The 17,450-nt window shown below is 42.3% G+C and carries 20 protein-coding genes; 3 read left to right on the top strand and 17 right to left on the bottom strand.

Annotated elements, in window-relative coordinates; genetic code table 11:
* Position 1: 1 nt before the first annotated feature.
* A complete protein-coding gene (locus tag CTT31_RS07670; RefSeq protein WP_312026966.1) occupies positions 2-1,747 on the bottom strand; it encodes an MFS transporter in 1,746 nt (581 codons plus the stop codon).
* A gap of 74 nt (positions 1,748-1,821) precedes the next feature.
* On the opposite strand from CTT31_RS07670, the gene CTT31_RS07665 reads away from it, so the two are divergent.
* A complete protein-coding gene (locus CTT31_RS07665; RefSeq protein WP_260492288.1) occupies positions 1,822-4,236 on the top strand; it encodes a hypothetical protein in 2,415 nt (804 codons plus the stop codon).
* A 166-nt stretch (positions 4,237-4,402) separates the two neighbouring features.
* Here CTT31_RS07665 and CTT31_RS07660 read toward each other — a convergent pair whose 3' ends face one another.
* The 12 genes from CTT31_RS07660 to CTT31_RS07605 all read right to left on the bottom strand — a co-directional run bounded on the left by CTT31_RS07660 (position 4,403) and on the right by CTT31_RS07605 (position 12,380).
* Positions 4,403-5,377, bottom strand: coding sequence for a transposase (locus tag CTT31_RS07660; RefSeq protein ID WP_211859708.1), 975 nt, complete (start codon positions 5,375-5,377; stop codon positions 4,403-4,405).
* A gap of 175 nt (positions 5,378-5,552) precedes the next feature.
* Positions 5,553-6,053, bottom strand: coding sequence for a GNAT family N-acetyltransferase (locus CTT31_RS07655; RefSeq protein WP_239981363.1), 501 nt, complete (start codon positions 6,051-6,053; stop codon positions 5,553-5,555).
* 307 nt (positions 6,054-6,360) lie between these two features.
* Positions 6,361-6,894, bottom strand: coding sequence for a GrpB family protein (locus tag CTT31_RS07650; protein WP_069019018.1), 534 nt, complete (start codon positions 6,892-6,894; stop codon positions 6,361-6,363).
* 31 nt (positions 6,895-6,925) lie between these two features.
* A complete protein-coding gene (locus CTT31_RS07645) occupies positions 6,926-7,474 on the bottom strand; it encodes an HPP family protein (RefSeq protein WP_211859707.1) in 549 nt (182 codons plus the stop codon).
* A gap of 31 nt (positions 7,475-7,505) precedes the next feature.
* Positions 7,506-7,901, bottom strand: coding sequence for an ACT domain-containing protein (locus CTT31_RS07640; RefSeq protein WP_211859706.1), 396 nt, complete (start codon positions 7,899-7,901; stop codon positions 7,506-7,508).
* The gene (locus CTT31_RS07635; RefSeq protein ID WP_260492287.1) at positions 7,898-8,338 is read right to left on the bottom strand and encodes a GFA family protein; all 441 of its coding nucleotides are present in this window, start codon (positions 8,336-8,338) and stop codon (positions 7,898-7,900) included. The genes CTT31_RS07640 and CTT31_RS07635 overlap by 4 nt, the downstream gene beginning before the upstream one ends.
* A gap of 2 nt (positions 8,339-8,340) precedes the next feature.
* Positions 8,341-8,799: a YaiI/YqxD family protein gene (locus CTT31_RS07630; protein ID WP_010371749.1), complete on the bottom strand. Its 459-nt coding sequence runs from the start codon at positions 8,797-8,799 to the stop codon at positions 8,341-8,343.
* A 41-nt stretch (positions 8,800-8,840) separates the two neighbouring features.
* Complete coding sequence (locus CTT31_RS07625; protein WP_260492286.1) at positions 8,841-9,281, bottom strand: GNAT family N-acetyltransferase; 441 nt, start codon at positions 9,279-9,281, stop codon at positions 8,841-8,843.
* Positions 9,268-10,065: a PhzF family phenazine biosynthesis protein gene (locus tag CTT31_RS07620; protein WP_039495651.1), complete on the bottom strand. Its 798-nt coding sequence runs from the start codon at positions 10,063-10,065 to the stop codon at positions 9,268-9,270. Before CTT31_RS07620 ends, CTT31_RS07625 begins: the two co-directional genes overlap by 14 nt.
* A gap of 383 nt (positions 10,066-10,448) precedes the next feature.
* Positions 10,449-10,667 carry a DUF6500 family protein gene (locus CTT31_RS07615; protein ID WP_211859703.1) on the bottom strand — a complete coding sequence of 73 codons (219 nt, stop codon included), beginning with the start codon at positions 10,665-10,667 and terminating at the stop codon, positions 10,449-10,451.
* A 119-nt stretch (positions 10,668-10,786) separates the two neighbouring features.
* Positions 10,787-11,257, bottom strand: a complete 471-nt coding sequence (locus tag CTT31_RS07610) for a DUF3291 domain-containing protein (protein WP_211859702.1) — start codon at positions 11,255-11,257, stop codon at positions 10,787-10,789.
* Positions 11,258-11,372: 115 nt separating this feature from the next.
* Positions 11,373-12,380 (bottom strand): phytanoyl-CoA dioxygenase family protein, encoded by a 1,008-nt coding sequence (locus CTT31_RS07605; RefSeq protein WP_211859701.1) that lies wholly within the window; start codon positions 12,378-12,380, stop codon positions 11,373-11,375.
* Positions 12,381-12,513: 133 nt separating this feature from the next.
* Between CTT31_RS07605 and CTT31_RS07600 the strand changes: the two genes are divergently transcribed.
* A complete protein-coding gene (locus CTT31_RS07600; protein ID WP_010371767.1) occupies positions 12,514-12,975 on the top strand; it encodes a carboxymuconolactone decarboxylase family protein in 462 nt (153 codons plus the stop codon).
* A complete protein-coding gene (locus CTT31_RS07595) occupies positions 12,953-13,717 on the top strand; it encodes an AraC family transcriptional regulator (RefSeq protein WP_211859699.1) in 765 nt (254 codons plus the stop codon). Before CTT31_RS07600 ends, CTT31_RS07595 begins: the two co-directional genes overlap by 23 nt.
* A 43-nt stretch (positions 13,718-13,760) precedes the next feature.
* Here the strand turns inward: CTT31_RS07595 and CTT31_RS07590 are convergent, their stop codons facing one another.
* The 4 genes from CTT31_RS07590 to CTT31_RS07575 form a co-directional block, all read right to left on the bottom strand.
* A complete protein-coding gene (locus tag CTT31_RS07590) occupies positions 13,761-14,615 on the bottom strand; it encodes an acyl-CoA thioester hydrolase/BAAT C-terminal domain-containing protein (RefSeq protein WP_017218617.1) in 855 nt (284 codons plus the stop codon).
* A gap of 17 nt (positions 14,616-14,632) precedes the next feature.
* A complete protein-coding gene (locus CTT31_RS07585) occupies positions 14,633-15,343 on the bottom strand; it encodes a LytR/AlgR family response regulator transcription factor (RefSeq protein ID WP_260492285.1) in 711 nt (236 codons plus the stop codon).
* Positions 15,337-16,359: a sensor histidine kinase gene (locus tag CTT31_RS07580; protein ID WP_260492284.1), complete on the bottom strand. Its 1,023-nt coding sequence runs from the start codon at positions 16,357-16,359 to the stop codon at positions 15,337-15,339. The genes CTT31_RS07585 and CTT31_RS07580 overlap by 7 nt, the downstream gene beginning before the upstream one ends.
* A 151-nt stretch (positions 16,360-16,510) precedes the next feature.
* Complete coding sequence (locus CTT31_RS07575) at positions 16,511-17,443, bottom strand: class I SAM-dependent methyltransferase (RefSeq protein WP_260492283.1); 933 nt, start codon at positions 17,441-17,443, stop codon at positions 16,511-16,513.
* Positions 17,444-17,450 lie beyond the last annotated feature (7 nt).

Raw genomic sequence — 17,450 nt, 5'->3', positions numbered from 1 at the left:
ACTATGTTTTTCTGTCTATTATCACTTTGTTAAACCAGAATAATGCAATGGCGGCTATAAGTGCGATAGCGGCAAACAGCCCCCACATTAACTCTGGTGCCGCCATTTCTTGCACCAACACTTTATAGCTCCAACCAGATAAAAATCCAGCAAATAAGAAGCCCAGCGCCATAGAAACAAAGTAGTACCCCATATACAACGCAGCTTGAGATTGAGGCGCGATACTCGCGACATACTCTTGGCTTTTAGGAGAGGCAAGCATTTCACCAAGCGCGATAAGCAATATGACAGTGACAATGAGCTGACCGCTTAACCAGTCGCTATCGCTAAGTAATGCGATAAACGCAACCGCCATCACCAGTAAGCCAGTGACTAACACATAAAATGGTCTAAATCGCTGACAGAGAAAGCTCACCAAAATTTGTGCGACTACGATCGCTGCAAAGTCTAAATTAATGAGATACTCAGGGTTGATTTGACGATATTGTTCGAGTTGTTCAGCAAGGGCTTGCGCTTGGTGCTGTGAAAGTGCCTGTCCATTATCGTGAAGCGCATTTAGCGTTTGTAGTATCAACTGTATTTGCTCATGCGGGACATTCACTTTGAGATGAACCCATTCAAGCCTAATGGTTTCAATGGATACTGCGCCGCTTTCCTTAAGCTCGTTGAACAGCGCAAAAATGGCAGCAGTTAACTTATCAATATCAACATGTGCTAAAAACGCGACGCCAGAATCGCCAAACCACGCCAATATATCTCGGGTATCTGCATAATCACGGATATACACAGGTAAGGTGTAAAAAAGCTGATTATAGACAGTCCAAAAGCCTGCAAGGATCAGCAAATATAACGCAAACGGCAGGTTACTCACCTTCATCGGTTGTTGCCACCATGCTTTAGTCGGCCCTCGATTTATGAGCACTCGGTCCCACACCCAGTTAGCTACTAACCATATTGCAATCCAAGTAAACGCTTGACTGTAGTTAGAAAACCCAACTCCTGCTGACATCAATAGCGCCAGTGCGACAAACAGCGTAAGTGCTAAACGTGTATTACCCAGCACCGACTGCGCGGTTTTTAATACTTGAGTAAAAGATTGCTTGGTTTTAGGTAATGTTTGCGGGTCTTTGTAAAATAACATCAAGGGAATAAAGTTTATGGCAATCCAAATCGCCGACATCATAAATACCGCATCCCAGCTTATGGCGCGCATATATCCCGCAACCAATGGACCTAAAAATCCACCAATATTCACCATGGTATAAAAGATCCCAAACCCAAGACCACGATTACCATCGTTTGTGCTGTGGCTTACGGTGCCAACGACCACAGGTTTAAAGCAGGCGGCACCTAGAGCAACAAAGCTCAGCGCAGCAAAAAACGGCCAAAAACTCTGTGCCTGTCCCAATAAATAATAGCTTGGCGTCATGACCAAAAATGCAAAAAAGAACATCTTTTTATACCCGACGCGATCTCCCAGTGCACCAGTTACAACAGGCAAAAGATATAAAAAGAAGGGAATAATCCCCTGTACCGCGCCACGCTCTATATCAGTAAAGCCAATACCACCTTGTAACTTCGGTGTTGTCATATAAATTGATGACACGGCGAAGAAGCCATACCAAGCGAGCCGTTCAAATATTTCCATGATATTCGCAATGTAAAAAGTTCGACCAAACCCAGACGGCGACGTTGAGCGATTTGCCTCATTGAGATCTGGTTCACACCACTGCTGCTGATTTTGCATAATGACAATACCTGTTATCTTTGTTATTTTATATTGCATACAATATACACAAATAATAACGAGAGAAAAGTATCATGTCTTTATTTTATCTATTCCATACCTTTTATTGGCAAATACCCTCTATCCAAAAGCCCCGGCTAGTATTTGCTCCTCTAATTGCAATACTTGCTTTACTCAGCGGATGTAAAACTACGCGAAGCGATATTGTCGCTATTCCAAGCCCCGCGGATATGCGCTCTGAAATAAGCGTTAATGGCCGAGTCAGCACGTTGAAACACATTGATATCCAACATGTTGGTAAACAAATTCCGCTGACTTATAGCGATGGAAAAATAGCTAATTCGCGGGGCTATGACTGGTGGGTGAGTAAACATTTTGCGCTAAAAAGTGACTTTCCTGAGGACAAAGTAAAACTCTATTTAGAATTACTAGAAATGTCTTACCCTCACTATGTTGAATTGTTTGGTATGGCGCCTGCAGCGATTGATAAAAAGAGAATTGCTGTCGTTTATGGCAGTTCACGCCAACGTACAAAAGAAGCCATGCTGGACGACGGTTTTTTGCGAGGCGTACATAAAACGGCTGGTGGCGAAACCATGTTTTATAACCGCGCAGGATACAACTTTCCGAGTCATCGTCAGCATCACCAGCGCTACATCGTGATCCATGAAACCATGCATGCGTTTCATATGGCTCTGAACGGTCACTCAACTTGGGCACCCAATTGGATCACTGAGGGGATGGCAGATGCCATTGCAAGCCACGTATATGATCCAAATAAAAAGCAGTTAACTGTGATGGTTTTCGACCGTGCTCCAATGAATTATCTGCACTTAGGTTTACAGCAATATCACCAAAATGGACAGCCATCTTTCGAAGCAATCAATGATGATCCATCACTCAAACGCGGGCTCAACTTTTTTATCGTACATTTTTTATTGAGCGACCCTGAGCGATATCAATATTTTAAACGCTTTATCGGCAAATTAATGGATGCAAACCCGCACTCTGAAAACACCTTGCCAACTGCCAATGCACTCTTAAAACAGACTTTCCCCAATTGGCCCCAGCTTGAACAGCAGTTTGCAGCGTTTGTGCGCTCTGCCACGCCAAGTTTTTATATTGTCGATGGGCCTTGGGAGCAAAACGGTGCTGCATATTGGTTCAGAAATACCGAAAGCAAAACACTTAATCGTCTCGACATTCATCCAAACTTCTCTTCTACACATGCCGTGATGGATTTTCCTACACCAGATAAAACACCTCTAATCAACTCACTTGATGAGAATAGTGTTGCAGCACTAATCGACTTCGAGCCGGAGCAGATTAGACGTGGGGAAATTGGCTTTGCGTTAATCGCTGATTTAACAAACCAAAGCTTAGATGCGCGTCTTGGACGCTCCAAAGTTGAAGAAGTTGATTTTAGTAAAGACAACTTACTGCAATTTACCCTTCAAGAAGGAGTAAAGTTAACGGTCTCAAGCAATCAAGCATTGTTTTCCTCGAAGTCTATCGCACTGCTGCCGCAATTACGCATGGATATCAAGCAATATCATCAACTTGCGCTCACGCTTTCAAAGCAGGACGATGCGCTAGTTATTAAAATGAAAACGCAACACCATGAGCAACTGGCTAGGTTACAATTGAGCCAAATCGACATTTCAGCGCTTAGCCTGCAAAAAATCAGTCTTATTGGCCGAAATAATAATCATAGAATAGCGCCCTACTTTGCCGCGCATGACTATTTGATCACGAATGAACAAACCACTAATCCTTGGCACTTTAAAGATGCATCGCTACTGCGCAGAGCCTTTAACACCTGTGTGGAATATAGCGCTCAGTTAAATGACTGTATGACCCCACTTCGCGAAATATTTAGCAAACAGAAATCAAGGACAGTCACTGAAACTGAGAATAAAACCCTCAATCACTTGATGCAAAGTTGGCAATCAACACTTGGCGACGATGCGCTCTTTACGCTAAGTGGTATCAACACCCAAAGCTATTTTTCTGATGGAATGCACTGTCTTTACGTCAACAATCCCAGTACCCATGATATTGCGCTAACTTACGGTAACTACAAAAAAATTCTAGCTTCAGGTGAACACCGTGTTCTATTGCCAAAACATACCTTTCAGAACTTAGTGATTAGTTGGAACGGATTAACACAACAAAAGCCTCTTCGAACGCCAGAGAAACCTTTTGATGGGGTAAAAATGGAAGTCACTGTTCGTGACAATATTACCATCACGCTAACCGGTCCCTATTCAGGTGCATCGAGTGGTATATTACGCGTCGATTTTACTCCATTTCAATCATTTCAAAATGAAGGTTCACTTTGGCAGCAGCCTGTTACTTTCTTACCTTATCAAACACAAGTAATTGAAGTAGATAAGTTACAAGGATTGAAAAATGGATTACTTGAGATCACGGGTGAGTTTGACGTTGATGGTGAACCGATTAGGCTGGTTAAAATAATCAATTTGTAGAAACAATTAATTGGAAATCTGCAAAGCCAAATAAAGTAAGACCGATGGTTTTGTGCAAATAAGATTGAGTGTTTCATACAACGTGCACGACTAACTGCTCCCTCAACCTGAGTGAGCAGTTAGACACTTACAACCGGATTAAATTGGCCGTCTACGTAAGTTCATATTACGTAAAAAGTCGTTGGCTTTGCGAAATATTACTTCGTCGCCTTAATTTGCGATGCTCACAATAAGCCTCTATCGAATCTGCGCTACCAATCGCACCGTGAAAAGTTTGCTCAAGCTGGGTAGTAAGTTTAAACCAATTACGTGCTTCTAGACCTAATTGCTCCAAAATAGGTTCTTGACGCGGATCGATAAGCCCGGGTTTATCAGCACGAATGCATCTTCCTGTAGAATCAACTAAGTCTAGATATGAACGTAATTCAAAGGGTATACCTTTGTGCATATGTTTTTTGGTATTTCCTAAAAACCGCGCTAGATACTTTGGCTGTTTGCATCTTTTTGCAAACTCACACCTAAGTTTTATACTAGTGTGTTCTGAATCTTCGGGGTTACTAGCTAATTTTGCACGAATGGGGTTTAAGTCTACGTAAGCCATACATGCCAACAAGGCTGAAGCATCAAGCAAGGCCTGAGATTTAAATCTCCCTTCCCAAAAGTGTCCGGTACATTCATCCTCTTGATTAGCACGTCGAGCGATGTGCTCATTGAGCCCTCTCATAAACCAGCTAATACTCGCTAAGCGGCTTCTATATTCATTTATTTCTTTGCTCAACACACCTTTTTGCCCCTCATTTAAGCATTTACCTTGGAGGAACTGATGAGCGTGCGAAGATATCTTATAAAGCTTGCTCCAGCGTAGCAAAATAGCTTTATCATTGAGCTTTTGTGCTTTTTTATCATCGATATACAACACCACATGGGTGTGATTAGGCATTACCGCGTAAGCGCAAACATCCAAGCAAAATATTTTGGATAGAAAAAGCAATCGCATTTCAACCCAGGCTCGTCGATGCTCATAAGATTTGCCAGTCAGCATGTCTTCACCGCACAAAAAGGCGCGGCGGACGCAACGTGACACACAATGATAATAATGTGTATTTGACAAGTTGATTTGATACTTCCTTGCTAATCCCATTGTTCACTCCTTGAACATGCAAATGCTAATTGAAGAAATTAAATCTTAGACACATGCCTTCAATTTGTAAACATCAACATAAATGTGCCTGTCCATAGTTATTCGTTACTTTTTATTCCGAAAAATGGGGTGAATCTGCAACTTTCAGAGCTGTGCTCAACACCACGATTTACCGCTAAGGTTTTGGAAGAAAATAAATATCTCGGCTAAGGCCATCGTTAAATTGTTGCCGTCTTACCTTAACGCCACCTAGCTTTTCAACCAAAGCTCGAGCAGCGCCATTATCATCATTCATGTAAGTCTCGACAGTTTCCCAATTAAATACATTGTAAGCATGTTTTAATACAGCGAGCGAAGCTTCCGTTGCAACTCCTTGGCCTCTCGCCTCGGGTAGCACCCACCATGTTAATTCTTTTGGCCATTCTTTGCCTTGCCAAAAACCACATGTACCAACATAGCTATCATTCGACTTTAGTTGAATTACCCACACACCAAAACCAAGTAAATACCAAGAGCCTACATCAGCTTTAAGCCTAGCCCAAGTTTGCTCTATGCCTATTGGACCACCATACATTTTCGAAGCAGATCCGTCTGTATAAAATTTTTTATAGGTTTCAAAAGCGTCTTTATTGGGTGCGACCAATCTTAATCGATTCGTTTCAATCGTTGGGATCATATCTGCTATTCCTTTATTTTACGGTTTAATGTTGGTGTACAAGCAAAACAAAATAATACTGTATATAAAAACAGATACCTAGAATTAAACGACGAAAGATTATGCAATTATCTAAAACGACATAGGTTAAGCTTAAGTCCCTGTCCCTTAAAACTTATAACTAGATAAACACCAATTTCACATCCTGCAATGACTACGGTATCTAAATAAAGTAAATGGCAAGCTGTTAGCGTTAGGTCTTAGTCGTTGTCCTAACACTAACAGCTATAAAGATATGATTAATCAGGCTTTAGTTACGAGGCTTTAGTTAATTAAAGTGGATGTCCTTTAAAGTGCGCTTTACAAATGGCGCTTTAGCTTTTCCATACTCATCTTGGGAGGCTATACCTTGCGCTATTACTAATTGCTTCTGAGTTTCATACTCCGCACGCGCGTCAGGATTACTGAGCATATAAGCTTTAAACTTTTCTTGCTTGATATGTTCTTCACTCCCTTTTTCAATAGCATGAGCATGCACTTGAAACAACTCACCTTGATACATCACCGCGATGTCTTTTCTAGGACGAGTATCAGGAAATGGATTATCGCTGTGCTGATCTTTAAAGCCTACATTTTTAAGATGTTCAACAGTTTGCGTTAATTGCCCGGGTTTGTATAACACAGAGATATCGATGATCCCTTTGCCGGCAACCTTAAAAGAGCTTGAACCAAAGTGTAGAAATTCAAGTTCAGGGTGTGCTAATGCCATCATCACTTCTTCTGCCACTTCAACAAATATTTCACGCCATGGATTAAAGCTAGCTGGGACTAATTGGTAAGGGACGAATTCAATTTTTGACATGCCTGTCCTTTTAAATTTTTATATAAAATAGTTAGAACCAATAAACTGGGTAATGCCGCTTGGGGTTGCGCGACATATTGTTCACAGACAGCGCGACCAATAACATCAGCAGAGCCCCCATCAACACGGGATAAAATGCATACATATATCCCAAGTTATGAACAGACTCACCACCAATAATGGCGATTAGCGCGGTCGCTCCACCGGGTGGATGCAAGGTTCGAGTAAAGTGCATCACAACAATTGAGAGCGATACCGCAAGCGGTGCTGCAAAAAGACTCTCTTCTCCAAGCAAAATAAAAATGCTGACGCCGAGTAAAGCTGAAAAGAAATGCCCGCCCAGTAAATTCCTCGGTTGAGAGAACTCTGCCATAGGAGCGCCATAGAGTAAAACAGCAGTTGCACCAAAAGAGCCAATGAGCAATGCGCTGCCAACACCATATGGTAAAGCGAAGTTAGAAATCACCGTAATCAACAAGATCCCCACCATTGCACCAACCCATGACCAAAGGATTTTCTTAAGCGGTTTTCTAGGAGGACACACACCTTTGGAGGCCATTCTTTTAAAGTAAACTTTCATGCTACCTAGCAACCTTCGAGATTTATCAATGTCATTTTGCCAACGTTTGCATCGCGTGTACCGCCCGTTTAGCATCATTTACGGGTACGAAAATATGATCATGATAGAAACCAGCAATCACATTCGCGCTAATATCAGCACCTTTTAACGCATTGGAAAATGCAGCAGTTAACCCTACGGCTTCTAGGCTCGAATGCACTTGCAAAGTAATTTTATTCATCACACAGCTGTAATCCAATCCATGTTCGTCTGCCATTTGCTTGGTGACTACCAGCGTTAACCCCTCGCGCTCCATAAAGGTCGCAATTGGATTGAAAATTACGCACTCAGCAAGGCTTTTTTGCACTGTACAAAATACAAAAGGTGTTTCATCAAGCGTCGGGGAAATGTCTTTTAATAATTGAGATAAATCACTAATACCCGTCACAAATTACCTCCCGATGATGTTGTTGATAGATCGCGGCTAGGCTCAAATGCATCATAACGAGGAAGCGACGCGTCTAAGTCGTCCCAATTGGCTTTTGAAGAGACAAAATTATGTGATATTGGCTGCTCTTTGATATCCGAGTCCAAAATGCCAAGTCTTAACCTCACCCGTTTTGGATCGTTTTCGTTCGAACTAAAAATTGGACTTGCACAATGTTTGCAAAAATGGCGCTTTCTTCCAGGTTTAAACTCGAAGATGTTTAGTGCCTCTTCGCCACTGAGAATCACAAAATCACTCCACAGCACAAAGCCATTGGTCGCATAAGCCGTGCCTGTAGACTTACGACATAAAGAGCAATGACAGTGAATGATATCACTGATTGGTCCACGGATCTCAATTTGAACCGCTTTACACAAACAACTCGCCTTGTAAGCCATACTTACCCCTTTGTGTTTCTGGTGATCCAAGTATCCAATTGATTGGCGAAATTTTGCTTATCAGCTTGAGACAAAGGTGGTGGCCCTTGAGTTTGTACGCCGCTGGCACGCATCGTGTCCATAAAGTCACGAATATTTAAGCGAGATTTTATGTTTTCTTTCGTCAGCAATTCACCGCGCGTGTTGAGTGCGGTGCACTTTTTCTCAATGACTTCGTCTGCAAGTGGAATATCGCCGGTAATAACCAAATCACCTTCATTAACGCGCTTCACGATTTCGTTATCCGCAATATCAAATCCCTTTGGGACTTGAAGCTTTTGAATAAAAGGAGACGGAGGCGTTTTTAGATATTGATTTGCAACCAATGTAACCGTGGTAGAAGTACGCACTGCAGCGCGAAACAGCATTTCTTTTATCACCACGGGACAGGCATCGGCATCTACCCATATTTGTTTTGCCATAACAACTCTTTTAAATTTAAATTGGCTAGAGAATACTAAATTTAGGGGTTAGGTTCACGCCTAAAATGAAACTCGTGTTCATCGTCATCAAACTGCACAAATCCCAACTTTTCGTATAAACGCTTCGCGGGATTCGCTTTAAGCACCGTCAATACCCAAGGCAATGTTGAGTGAGTTTCTATCAAGCTTTTAATGACTTGTGCACCGAGCCCCTTTCCTTGTTGCTGGGGCTCTATTTGCAGCTGAAAGAGGTAATAATCATGTTCACGTTGTTTAAACTTAGCCAAGCCAACACACTTTTCGTTCACGTATATCAAATGTGAGCTTGGGTATTCGTATAATACTCTGGCTTTATGTTCAGCCTCAGTCAAAAACAGTCCGGCATTTTCTAAGTGCGGCACCATGGTCGCTTTACGCAGTGCCACTAGGTAATCAAAGTCACTTTCTTTTGCCTGTATGAAGTGAATCTTATTCGTCCTCAATTTCGAATATTCCTTTTGCGTAAAGTACACCAAACCCAGATACGATGACATTCGTATCCGTCACTTCACAAAATAGCTCACCGCCACGTTTTGAAGCCTGATGTGCATGAAGTTTTTGTTTGTTTAGCGCCTTTGCCCAATATGGCGCTAACCCGGCATGAATTGAACCGGTAACCGGATCTTCATCGCCCCCATTAGCAGGCCAAAAGTAGCGCGACACAAAATCAACGTCATCGCCTTTTGCTGTCACCACAACATCAAAAGGCGCAAGGGTTTTCAATTTATCGCTGTCGTATTCACAGCTGCGTACTTGCTGCTCAGTCTCAACAATCACAAAGTACGCTTGGCGATTTTTAAGTACCCGCGTCGGTGTTACGTTCAGCCCTTCCAGCAATGCGTCGGGGGCTTTAGTTAACTCAGGGGCTAAGTTCGGAAATTCCATTACAATGCGACCATCAGCCACTTGCTTAACAGTGAGTGTTCCGACTTCTTGGGTTTGAAATTTTATCTCACCTGATTTTCCCTTGTGATTAAAAAGCACATACGCCGCGGCGAGCGTGGCATGACCACAAAAGTCAATTTCAGTAATTGGAGAAAACCACCGGATCTCATAATGATTGTTATCAATTGGCTTCAAAAAGGCGGTTTCGGAAAGGTTATTTTCGATGGCTATCTGCTGCATTAGGGCGTCGCTAAGCCAGTTTTCAACCTCAACGATTGCAGCGTTGTTACCACCAAAACGTTTACGCGTAAATGCGTCAACCACAAAATACTCAACTTGCATCTTTGACTCCTTTCAGAAACACCTAAAAACACAGTATAATTTACTGTAATTAGAAGCGAATACAACTTAAATAAACGTGTATAGAGGTTAATCTGTATGACCATGATGCACGTAGTTAAAATGAGTAGAACCAAGTCGAGGCTTATATGTTTACAGATGCTACTTTATCAATCTTATGTTTATATTCATTAGCAATGTTTGTCACTAGCCTGCTAATGATAGCGACAGCCCCTAAAACTGATGATGAGAAACGCAAACAAACTATCACCGAGTACACTATGTTTGCACTTGCATCTGTTGCAGTATTTTTTGTCTCGTTTTACACGCTGTAACTGCCAGTTGGGTCATCTCGATTGATGGCCCATGACAATATCCTTTAAGACCTATTTTCCACTTTCAGCCATTGCTTTTATCTTTAACGCCTTTTCGAAGTGGTCTAGTTCGTGAGTTTGTATCCACCAAGTTGCCGCTTCCATAAGTAATGCAGGGTCCGTGTTTTTATTGACAAAAAAAGCGTAAAATGATACGCCAACGTTATCCCCTTTTTGTGCGATTTTTTTATCACATACTTCTATTATCTTGCTTCTTAGTGCCGCGCGCATTTTTCGTTAAATCCTTACATCATGATCTGCGATAAGTGTACCACCAACATCATCGGTATTCACCACTCCACGCGGCTCTCCCCCCTTAGGGTTGATTATCATTTCATCGGTGCACAAGATTAATCTTCTTCACAAGCTTCCCTCTCCCTTAGATCTAGTTCGGTGAAACTATTTCTAAACGTAAAGGCATAAGCCGAATCTCCAAAACGACGCAGGTAATCGAGTCTTTCTTTGGCCTCATCTAGCGTCGGGACATGGCCCTCTTCAACCCACCATAACACGTAAGTTTCCTGTTCAGCGCGGTGAAACCATTCTTTTTTACGCGCCAAAAATTCCTTATGCGCGGTTTTAAACATAAAATCTTTGAGCGCTTGCTCCGACTGCCATACAGACATATTCACGATAATATTTGGATCATCAAACGCCTTAATCTCTGTTGCATTACCGGTTTCATCTTTTAAGCGCCAAATAAAGCCAGGGCTTTGCTCTGCGAGTAAATTAATGCGGCCTAAACTTTCGACAAAGTATTGAATTTCTGGCGCATCCATTTGGTATTTAGCGGTGGCTATATTGAGTTGTGCTAATTGCATCGACGGCTTTTCCTTGTGGTGAGTTGCTACATTCTCCCAAACTTCACAATCATACTACTGTTTACTCGCCGCCAAGTTAAGACAAAATTTAACCAAATAGAGATTTTTTCACCTTCTACATTTCGGGGAATGGATGCATATTGATGTATTGCACTATACGAGGTGCGTTTGCTGTATTCGCGCTACCACCATGAGGTAAAAATTGATGCCAAATCACCATATCTCCTGCATTGGCTGCAATTGCTTTGGAACCCAGTTGATGTAAGTACTCGGTGTTTGGTATACATGGATCCCACGGGGCAACTGCAAGCCATGACTCTAGCTTCGTATGAAATCCTGGCACAACCGTTGTTGCCCCCTGTTTTTCTTCAGTGTCTGATAGATACAAAATCCCTTGCGTGCCAAACTTGAGTTGCTTAGAGAAATCTAAATCCCAATGTAGATCAGGACCTTGAAAGCTAGATTGCGCAGTTTCAGGCGGGTTGAAACCACACTGATCGGCTGAAACTATCAGTTGTTCGCTTTGCCATAACTGACTAAAGGCCTTATGAATTCTCATTGAATTCCGATTGTCTTCCAGTGCTTTATGTTGTACCAAATGCACCATACTGCGACTCATTTTTTCTTGGTTAACCTTATACCAAGTCTTTGGGTCTGCTAACTCAATCTCCAAATAGTCTTGGATGGCGTTTCTCGCATTGGCGCAGCCTTCAGCACTCACTGCATTCTTAACGATGACATAGCCGTTGTCCTGCCAGCATTTCAGGTCGTCCTCAGTGAGTACATCCGGCATATTCTGAACAGCAGCTATTTTTTCTTGATAACTGTCGGGGCAAGGTAAGTGGCAGGTGACATGTTTTAACAATGCTATTTTTTCACCACTCGGCTGAGCAATTGTTACAATTGCATCAATAAAGCTATCGTAATCATGAGCATATTGAAACTGTAATTGATGTGCTTGAGACAAACTTAGACCCAGTATGTCAAAAGTCGCTTTATATAATTCGAAACTAACTGGCTCTACCTGCTGCTGTTTATTTGTAAAAGTGCCGTTGGCCTGAAGCCAGATTTTTTTGAGTGTGGATAAATGATAAAGCGCTAGAGCAAGGTTTACATCGCACATTATTTTACAACCATCCTTTAAATTAGAGTTGTGTGCTTCCTCCTTAAAATTTTATTACAAAGACGTTTTTTTTCAATTTTTACCGCTTACACCTCATTACACTATACGTATCACTAAACATGAGGATTCAGAAATGAAAAGAGCAGACTACTTCAATCAGGCACCTGAACTTATTCAGCACTTATTGGGACAAGAGGAATTATTAAAACAGCAAGCCCACGCAACTTTTGGAATCACAATCTGGGAGCTCGTTAAACTTAGAGCATCACAAATCAATCAATGCGCTTTTTGTATTGCAATGCACACTAAACAGGCACTAGAGTATGGTGAAACCACTAATCGAATTATTGGATTAAGTGCATGGCAAGACATGCCGTTATACACCAATAAAGAAAAACTGGCATTAGCGCTTTGTGAAAAGCTGACAAACGCACAAGTGATTGATGATGCTTTTTATCAAACACTTAATGTAGAATTTGATGATAAAGAATTGACCACGTTAACTATCGCTATTAATGCCATCAACAGCTGGAATCGGATCGTGAAAATGTTTAAGCCGAATGTAGAGTTCAATGAGCACAGAACTAACGCTTGAATTAATAAACCCAACAGGTGAAATCGCTAGCTATGTGCAAGCTATCTGGTTTGCACAATCGCACAAGCGCGGAGAAACTTGGCTTCCAAGCGACGGGGCAACTGGATTTATTTTCCCTCTTCGTGGACTCGTTAGCTTCAATGACAATCAGCTCACAGCCCCCTTTTATCTGCAACCAATTGCCATTCAGTCTAGCAAAGTCAACTATTCTGAACAGGCATGTTTTTTCGGGATCCGCTTTAAACCCGCGGGACTGGCATTTCTGAAAACGCTGCAACACCCTATAGCAAATCCCAATAATATATTGCCCTTGTTGAACACGCTGCAAACTAGTGCCAACCTGACAGCATTACTTCGACTACTAGAACCGATATTGAATATGCCAATTCCTCGACAGAATTCTATCCTACATACCCAAATACTCCTTGAGCATATTGTTTCAATGACCCCTTTAGAGCAAGCATATGCTCAAACTCCGATCGGAAAACGGCAATTAGAGAGACAAGTTAAAACACATTGTGGGATCACCCCTAAACATTTAGCTCGCATTTATAGAGTCCGATTGGCTAAACAAAAACTGAGAGAAACGCCTGACATTAACATCGCTCAACTCGCGCTAGATTGCGGCTACGCTGATCAATCTCATCTTATTCGCGAGTTTAAAACTATCTTTCAGATCACACCGGCAAAATACACAAAGCGACTAAAAGCTGCAGACACAACGTTACCTGCAGCTCGGTAAATTTTTCAACGACCAGCAATACAAAAGCAAGGTGAATTTATTACTATTTATTCGCGCAACGTGCTACCAAGGTTTCGCTTAAAAATTGATTTACCTCAGTTTGCACTTTTTTGTTAAAGCTGTAGTGACCCGAGTTAAGTGCGATATGTTTAAATGGATGAGAAAAACTAGCTTCGCGTAAATCAGCTTCAATATATCCGGCCATTTTGTACGATGGCCAAATTTCATCGTGTTTGGCAGAGACCAGCAGCACTGGCCCATTGGTGTTTTCAACCGGGATGCGAGCGGCTGCAATTGCTTCAGGCGTTGCCTCTGCCAATGCAGCCTCAAAGGCAGGTGTAAACTCTCCCGTTACGTTCCCCTTTTGCATTTTCCATGACAACAGGGGGGCATCAATGTAGTCCAGAGCATTGCCGCTAAGCGTCCAACTCGAGCGAGAAGACAAGGTCTTAACAGCATTCCAGCTTACGTGACTAGGCATAACGGACACTACATGGTTTATCTCATCAAAGTGCGCCCCGAGTAATAACGCAAGCTCCGCTCCTTTAGAAAAACCATACACCGCTACGCAATTTGGGTTTATCTTTGGGTCTGCACTCAATGCTTTTATCCGTTTGGCTATATCATTCAAAGATAATTCAGCTGCACTGCTCGATGTATTTTCAGTGCCATAATAACCAAGTGCCGCTACTGAGACACCAATATCATTAAATCCATCTAAAAATGGTTTCCACTGAGGATTAGCGAGTGTATTCCCCCCTTCGCTGCCACCTAACACCACAACCAATGGGTGAGTCTGACCATCATCGATAAACTGACGTTTAACATCTGGTATAGTCGTGTTTGAACAGGCCGCAAGAAGCCCTACCAAAGAAAATGGCATTATAGTTTTCATCATTTTATTACCTTTTTGAGTTAGCTGAGCCCTATGTTGCTCAGTTGTTGTTTGAGTAGTTTTGCACCACCTCGGCTAGTCACAGCTTGTAAATTGCTATCTCGCAACTTGACAAGGTAACCCCCTGTAACCCAGCGTTCAAACGCAGTTATCGCGCTTTGGTTTACAATGGCATTACGGTGAACTCTTAAGAAATGTGTTGGCAATTGCTGTTGGATCTCCTCAAGGGAGCCATCAATGGGATATTGCTGTCCATTACTAAACGCAATGGCTTGACCGTATTCTAGCTTTATAAGTTCGATACTGCTGACATCAATTAGTGATGTTTTCCCCGCCACCTTACTCGTTAAAGTAGCGGCGAATCCTGTAGCGATAACACGATTAACTCTTGATAACGCCAGGGCTAAGCGTTCAGTACTATACGGTTTGAGCAAATAATCAACCGCGCCGAGCGTAAAAGCCTCAACCGCAAACTCACTGTAGGCCGTGGTAAAAATTATCGCACCTGAAAACCCCGCCCCTTGAAGTTTCTCGACCAGAGTAACACCATTGCATTCTGGCAAGTTAATATCGACAAAGACAATATCTATCGCAAGTTCTCGATATGTATCAAGAAATACTAATGGCGTGTTACAAGTCAGTACCAGATTGTACTTAGTGATCTGGCTAAGTTGTTCCGTTAATTTATCAATGGCTGGTTGCTCATCTTCCACAATAGCAATGTTCAACATTCCTTTGCTCCTCGTGTGAGTGAAAAGCTGACAACCGCACCACCTGTGTGCATGTCGTTACCAAGCCTAAGTTCAGCATTTTCTTCTAACTTTAACCGTGAGCGCGTGATCGAAAGACCGAGTCCCGCATCTGACGAACTCAATAGGTCCCGCTCCTTAAAGCCCACCCCGTTGTCACTGATTTTAAACACTAACTGGTTCGCTAACTTTTTGATTAATACATCAATGTGAAGCGGCCTACTGTTGCCATGTTTTACTGCATTTTCCAAAAGCGGCTGTAAAATCATTGGCGGTATTACTTCGCTCAATAATGCATCGTCGATATCAAAGTCGATGATAAGCGCATCCCCAAACCGGCTTTGCTCTATCTCGCACCATTGATTTAGTGCAATTAGCTCATCAGCAACGGACACTTTGCTCGGTATTTTTCCGCTTGTCACAGAATGCGTTAATGAATATCTTAATACCGCAGCGAGATTATGAACCAAAGACCGTGCTGCTTCTGGTTGATTTGGTACAAAGGCTGCAATTGTGTTGAGGCTGTTGAACATAAAATGCGGGTTTAACTGACTGTGTAATAACTTAATTTCAGCAAGTTGGCGAAGCTGTTTTTCTTGTTTTAACAACTTTTGGGAAAGGTAGAACTTAATCACCACAAAAATACCGCTAGACCAAGGCAGTGCGATGGTTAGCGCCTCAAACAGTGAAAATGCATGGGTATTTAACATTCCACTTCTGAGTACACCCCAACATAAACAGCCCATTACCATCAGTCCATAAAAGCCGATATATTGCAGCGGCCAATTGCCTATCTTGAAACGGATGATGAGTACGTAACTTATCACCATAGGTAACCAGTAGAGGAACACAACCGCCAAAATAGAAGAAACCGCGATATTTGTCGACAACAACATGCCCCGCTGCACCCAATCAGTAAGGCTGATAGCAAAACTTATTGCGGCAACGATGGCTAAAATTGCGAATTGTTCATTTCGCTGCAATGTGAGATTGACCATAATCAATACAAATAGTGACTGAATACGTTCATGGTACGCATTTAGCGTCGAAAAGCACTCTGAATATTGCTGAATGGTCGCTTTTCAATGCTAAATGGTTATCTGTATTAGTCCACACTTTTACATCCAAGTTAAAGTGCTAAAAAATAGATTAACTTGCTTTAAACCTTAAACACTTGAGGCTGCTTTGCTCATCAATATCTTTAAATTCAGGTGGGTTTTGTAAACGTTCAACAAACGTAAGCGTTGGTGCCTCTCTGGTCATTTCATCAATCAAAAATTGGCTTGAAACATCGGGAGAATTCACACACGCCAACACCTGGGCATTTGGCGTAAGTAACTCAGGAAGCTTTCTTAAAATACGTTGATAGTCTTTGGTCAGTGCAAAGCTGCCTTTTTGAAAGCTTGGCGGATCAATTACGATAAGGTCGTACGGCCCATATTTACGCACTTTTCCCCAAGATTTGAATAAATCATGGCCTAAAAAAGACACCTTACTGAGGTCGTGTTCATTGAGTTGATGGTTGACTCGGCCTTGCTTGAGCGCCGCTTTTGCCATATCTAGATTCACAACACGGGCAGCACCGCCTGCAATTGCCGCGACGGAAAACCCGCAAGTATAAGAGAACAGATTAAGTACCCGAGCCCCCGTAGACTGAGCTTTAACAAACTCACGACCCAAACGCATATCTAAAAACAGTCCCATGTTCTGTTTTACGCCAAGCTTTAAGCCATATTTAAGTCCATTTTCTTCAACGATAGGCATAGCAGTTAATTCACCATACAAAACCTCGAGATCTGAGTCAGGCAAATAACGATGCTGTAGTAAAATAGCAGAGAGTTTTCCGTTAAACGCTTCGGTCTCCACAAGTGATAATAATGCCTGCTTTAACGACGCTATCAAGTCAACGTCGTGCTCCTTGAATAAAGAGACTAAGAGCTGACCTTGCAACCAATCTACTGTGATTTGTTCCAGCCCTTCATAGCAACGACCACGTCCATGAAATAGACGCCTTAGCTCGTTTGGTACGGCTTGGGTTTGCAAATGATTAAGGAGGGTCGATACAGGGTTTATTGCTGTCATGTCGGTG

The organism is Pseudoalteromonas maricaloris (genome assembly GCF_024746855.1).
GTDB classification, from domain to species: Bacteria; Pseudomonadota; Gammaproteobacteria; order Enterobacterales; family Alteromonadaceae; genus Pseudoalteromonas; species Pseudoalteromonas maricaloris.
Note: the sequence above shows the minus strand (reverse complement) of the source record. Positions and strands in the feature narration are given on the sequence as shown.

What these genes read in the sequence shown, in the direction of transcription:
- CTT31_RS07670 (WP_312026966.1), bottom strand. Translation starts at nt 1,747, where the DNA reads ATGCAAAATCAGCAGCAGTGGTGTGAACCAGATCTCAATGAGGCAAAT.
- CTT31_RS07665 (WP_260492288.1), top strand. Translation starts at nt 1,822, where the DNA reads ATGTCTTTATTTTATCTATTCCATACCTTTTATTGGCAAATACCCTCT.
- CTT31_RS07660 (WP_211859708.1), bottom strand. Translation starts at nt 5,377, where the DNA reads ATGGGATTAGCAAGGAAGTATCAAATCAACTTGTCAAATACACATTAT.
- CTT31_RS07655 (WP_239981363.1), bottom strand. Translation starts at nt 6,053, where the DNA reads ATGATCCCAACGATTGAAACGAATCGATTAAGATTGGTCGCACCCAAT.
- CTT31_RS07650 (WP_069019018.1), bottom strand. Translation starts at nt 6,894, where the DNA reads ATGTCAAAAATTGAATTCGTCCCTTACCAATTAGTCCCAGCTAGCTTT.
- CTT31_RS07645 (WP_211859707.1), bottom strand. Translation starts at nt 7,474, where the DNA reads ATGAAAGTTTACTTTAAAAGAATGGCCTCCAAAGGTGTGTGTCCTCCT.
- CTT31_RS07635 (WP_260492287.1), bottom strand. Translation starts at nt 8,338, where the DNA reads ATGGCTTACAAGGCGAGTTGTTTGTGTAAAGCGGTTCAAATTGAGATC.
- CTT31_RS07630 (WP_010371749.1), bottom strand. Translation starts at nt 8,799, where the DNA reads ATGGCAAAACAAATATGGGTAGATGCCGATGCCTGTCCCGTGGTGATA.
- CTT31_RS07620 (WP_039495651.1), bottom strand. Translation starts at nt 10,065, where the DNA reads ATGCAAGTTGAGTATTTTGTGGTTGACGCATTTACGCGTAAACGTTTT.
- CTT31_RS07615 (WP_211859703.1), bottom strand. Translation starts at nt 10,667, where the DNA reads ATGCGCGCGGCACTAAGAAGCAAGATAATAGAAGTATGTGATAAAAAA.
- CTT31_RS07610 (WP_211859702.1), bottom strand. Translation starts at nt 11,257, where the DNA reads ATGCAATTAGCACAACTCAATATAGCCACCGCTAAATACCAAATGGAT.
- CTT31_RS07605 (WP_211859701.1), bottom strand. Translation starts at nt 12,380, where the DNA reads ATGTGCGATGTAAACCTTGCTCTAGCGCTTTATCATTTATCCACACTC.
- CTT31_RS07600 (WP_010371767.1), top strand. Translation starts at nt 12,514, where the DNA reads ATGAAAAGAGCAGACTACTTCAATCAGGCACCTGAACTTATTCAGCAC.
- CTT31_RS07595 (WP_211859699.1), top strand. Translation starts at nt 12,953, where the DNA reads ATGAGCACAGAACTAACGCTTGAATTAATAAACCCAACAGGTGAAATC.
- CTT31_RS07590 (WP_017218617.1), bottom strand. Translation starts at nt 14,615, where the DNA reads ATGATGAAAACTATAATGCCATTTTCTTTGGTAGGGCTTCTTGCGGCC.
- CTT31_RS07585 (WP_260492285.1), bottom strand. Translation starts at nt 15,343, where the DNA reads ATGTTGAACATTGCTATTGTGGAAGATGAGCAACCAGCCATTGATAAA.
- CTT31_RS07580 (WP_260492284.1), bottom strand. Translation starts at nt 16,359, where the DNA reads ATGGTCAATCTCACATTGCAGCGAAATGAACAATTCGCAATTTTAGCC.
- CTT31_RS07575 (WP_260492283.1), bottom strand. Translation starts at nt 17,443, where the DNA reads ATGACAGCAATAAACCCTGTATCGACCCTCCTTAATCATTTGCAAACC.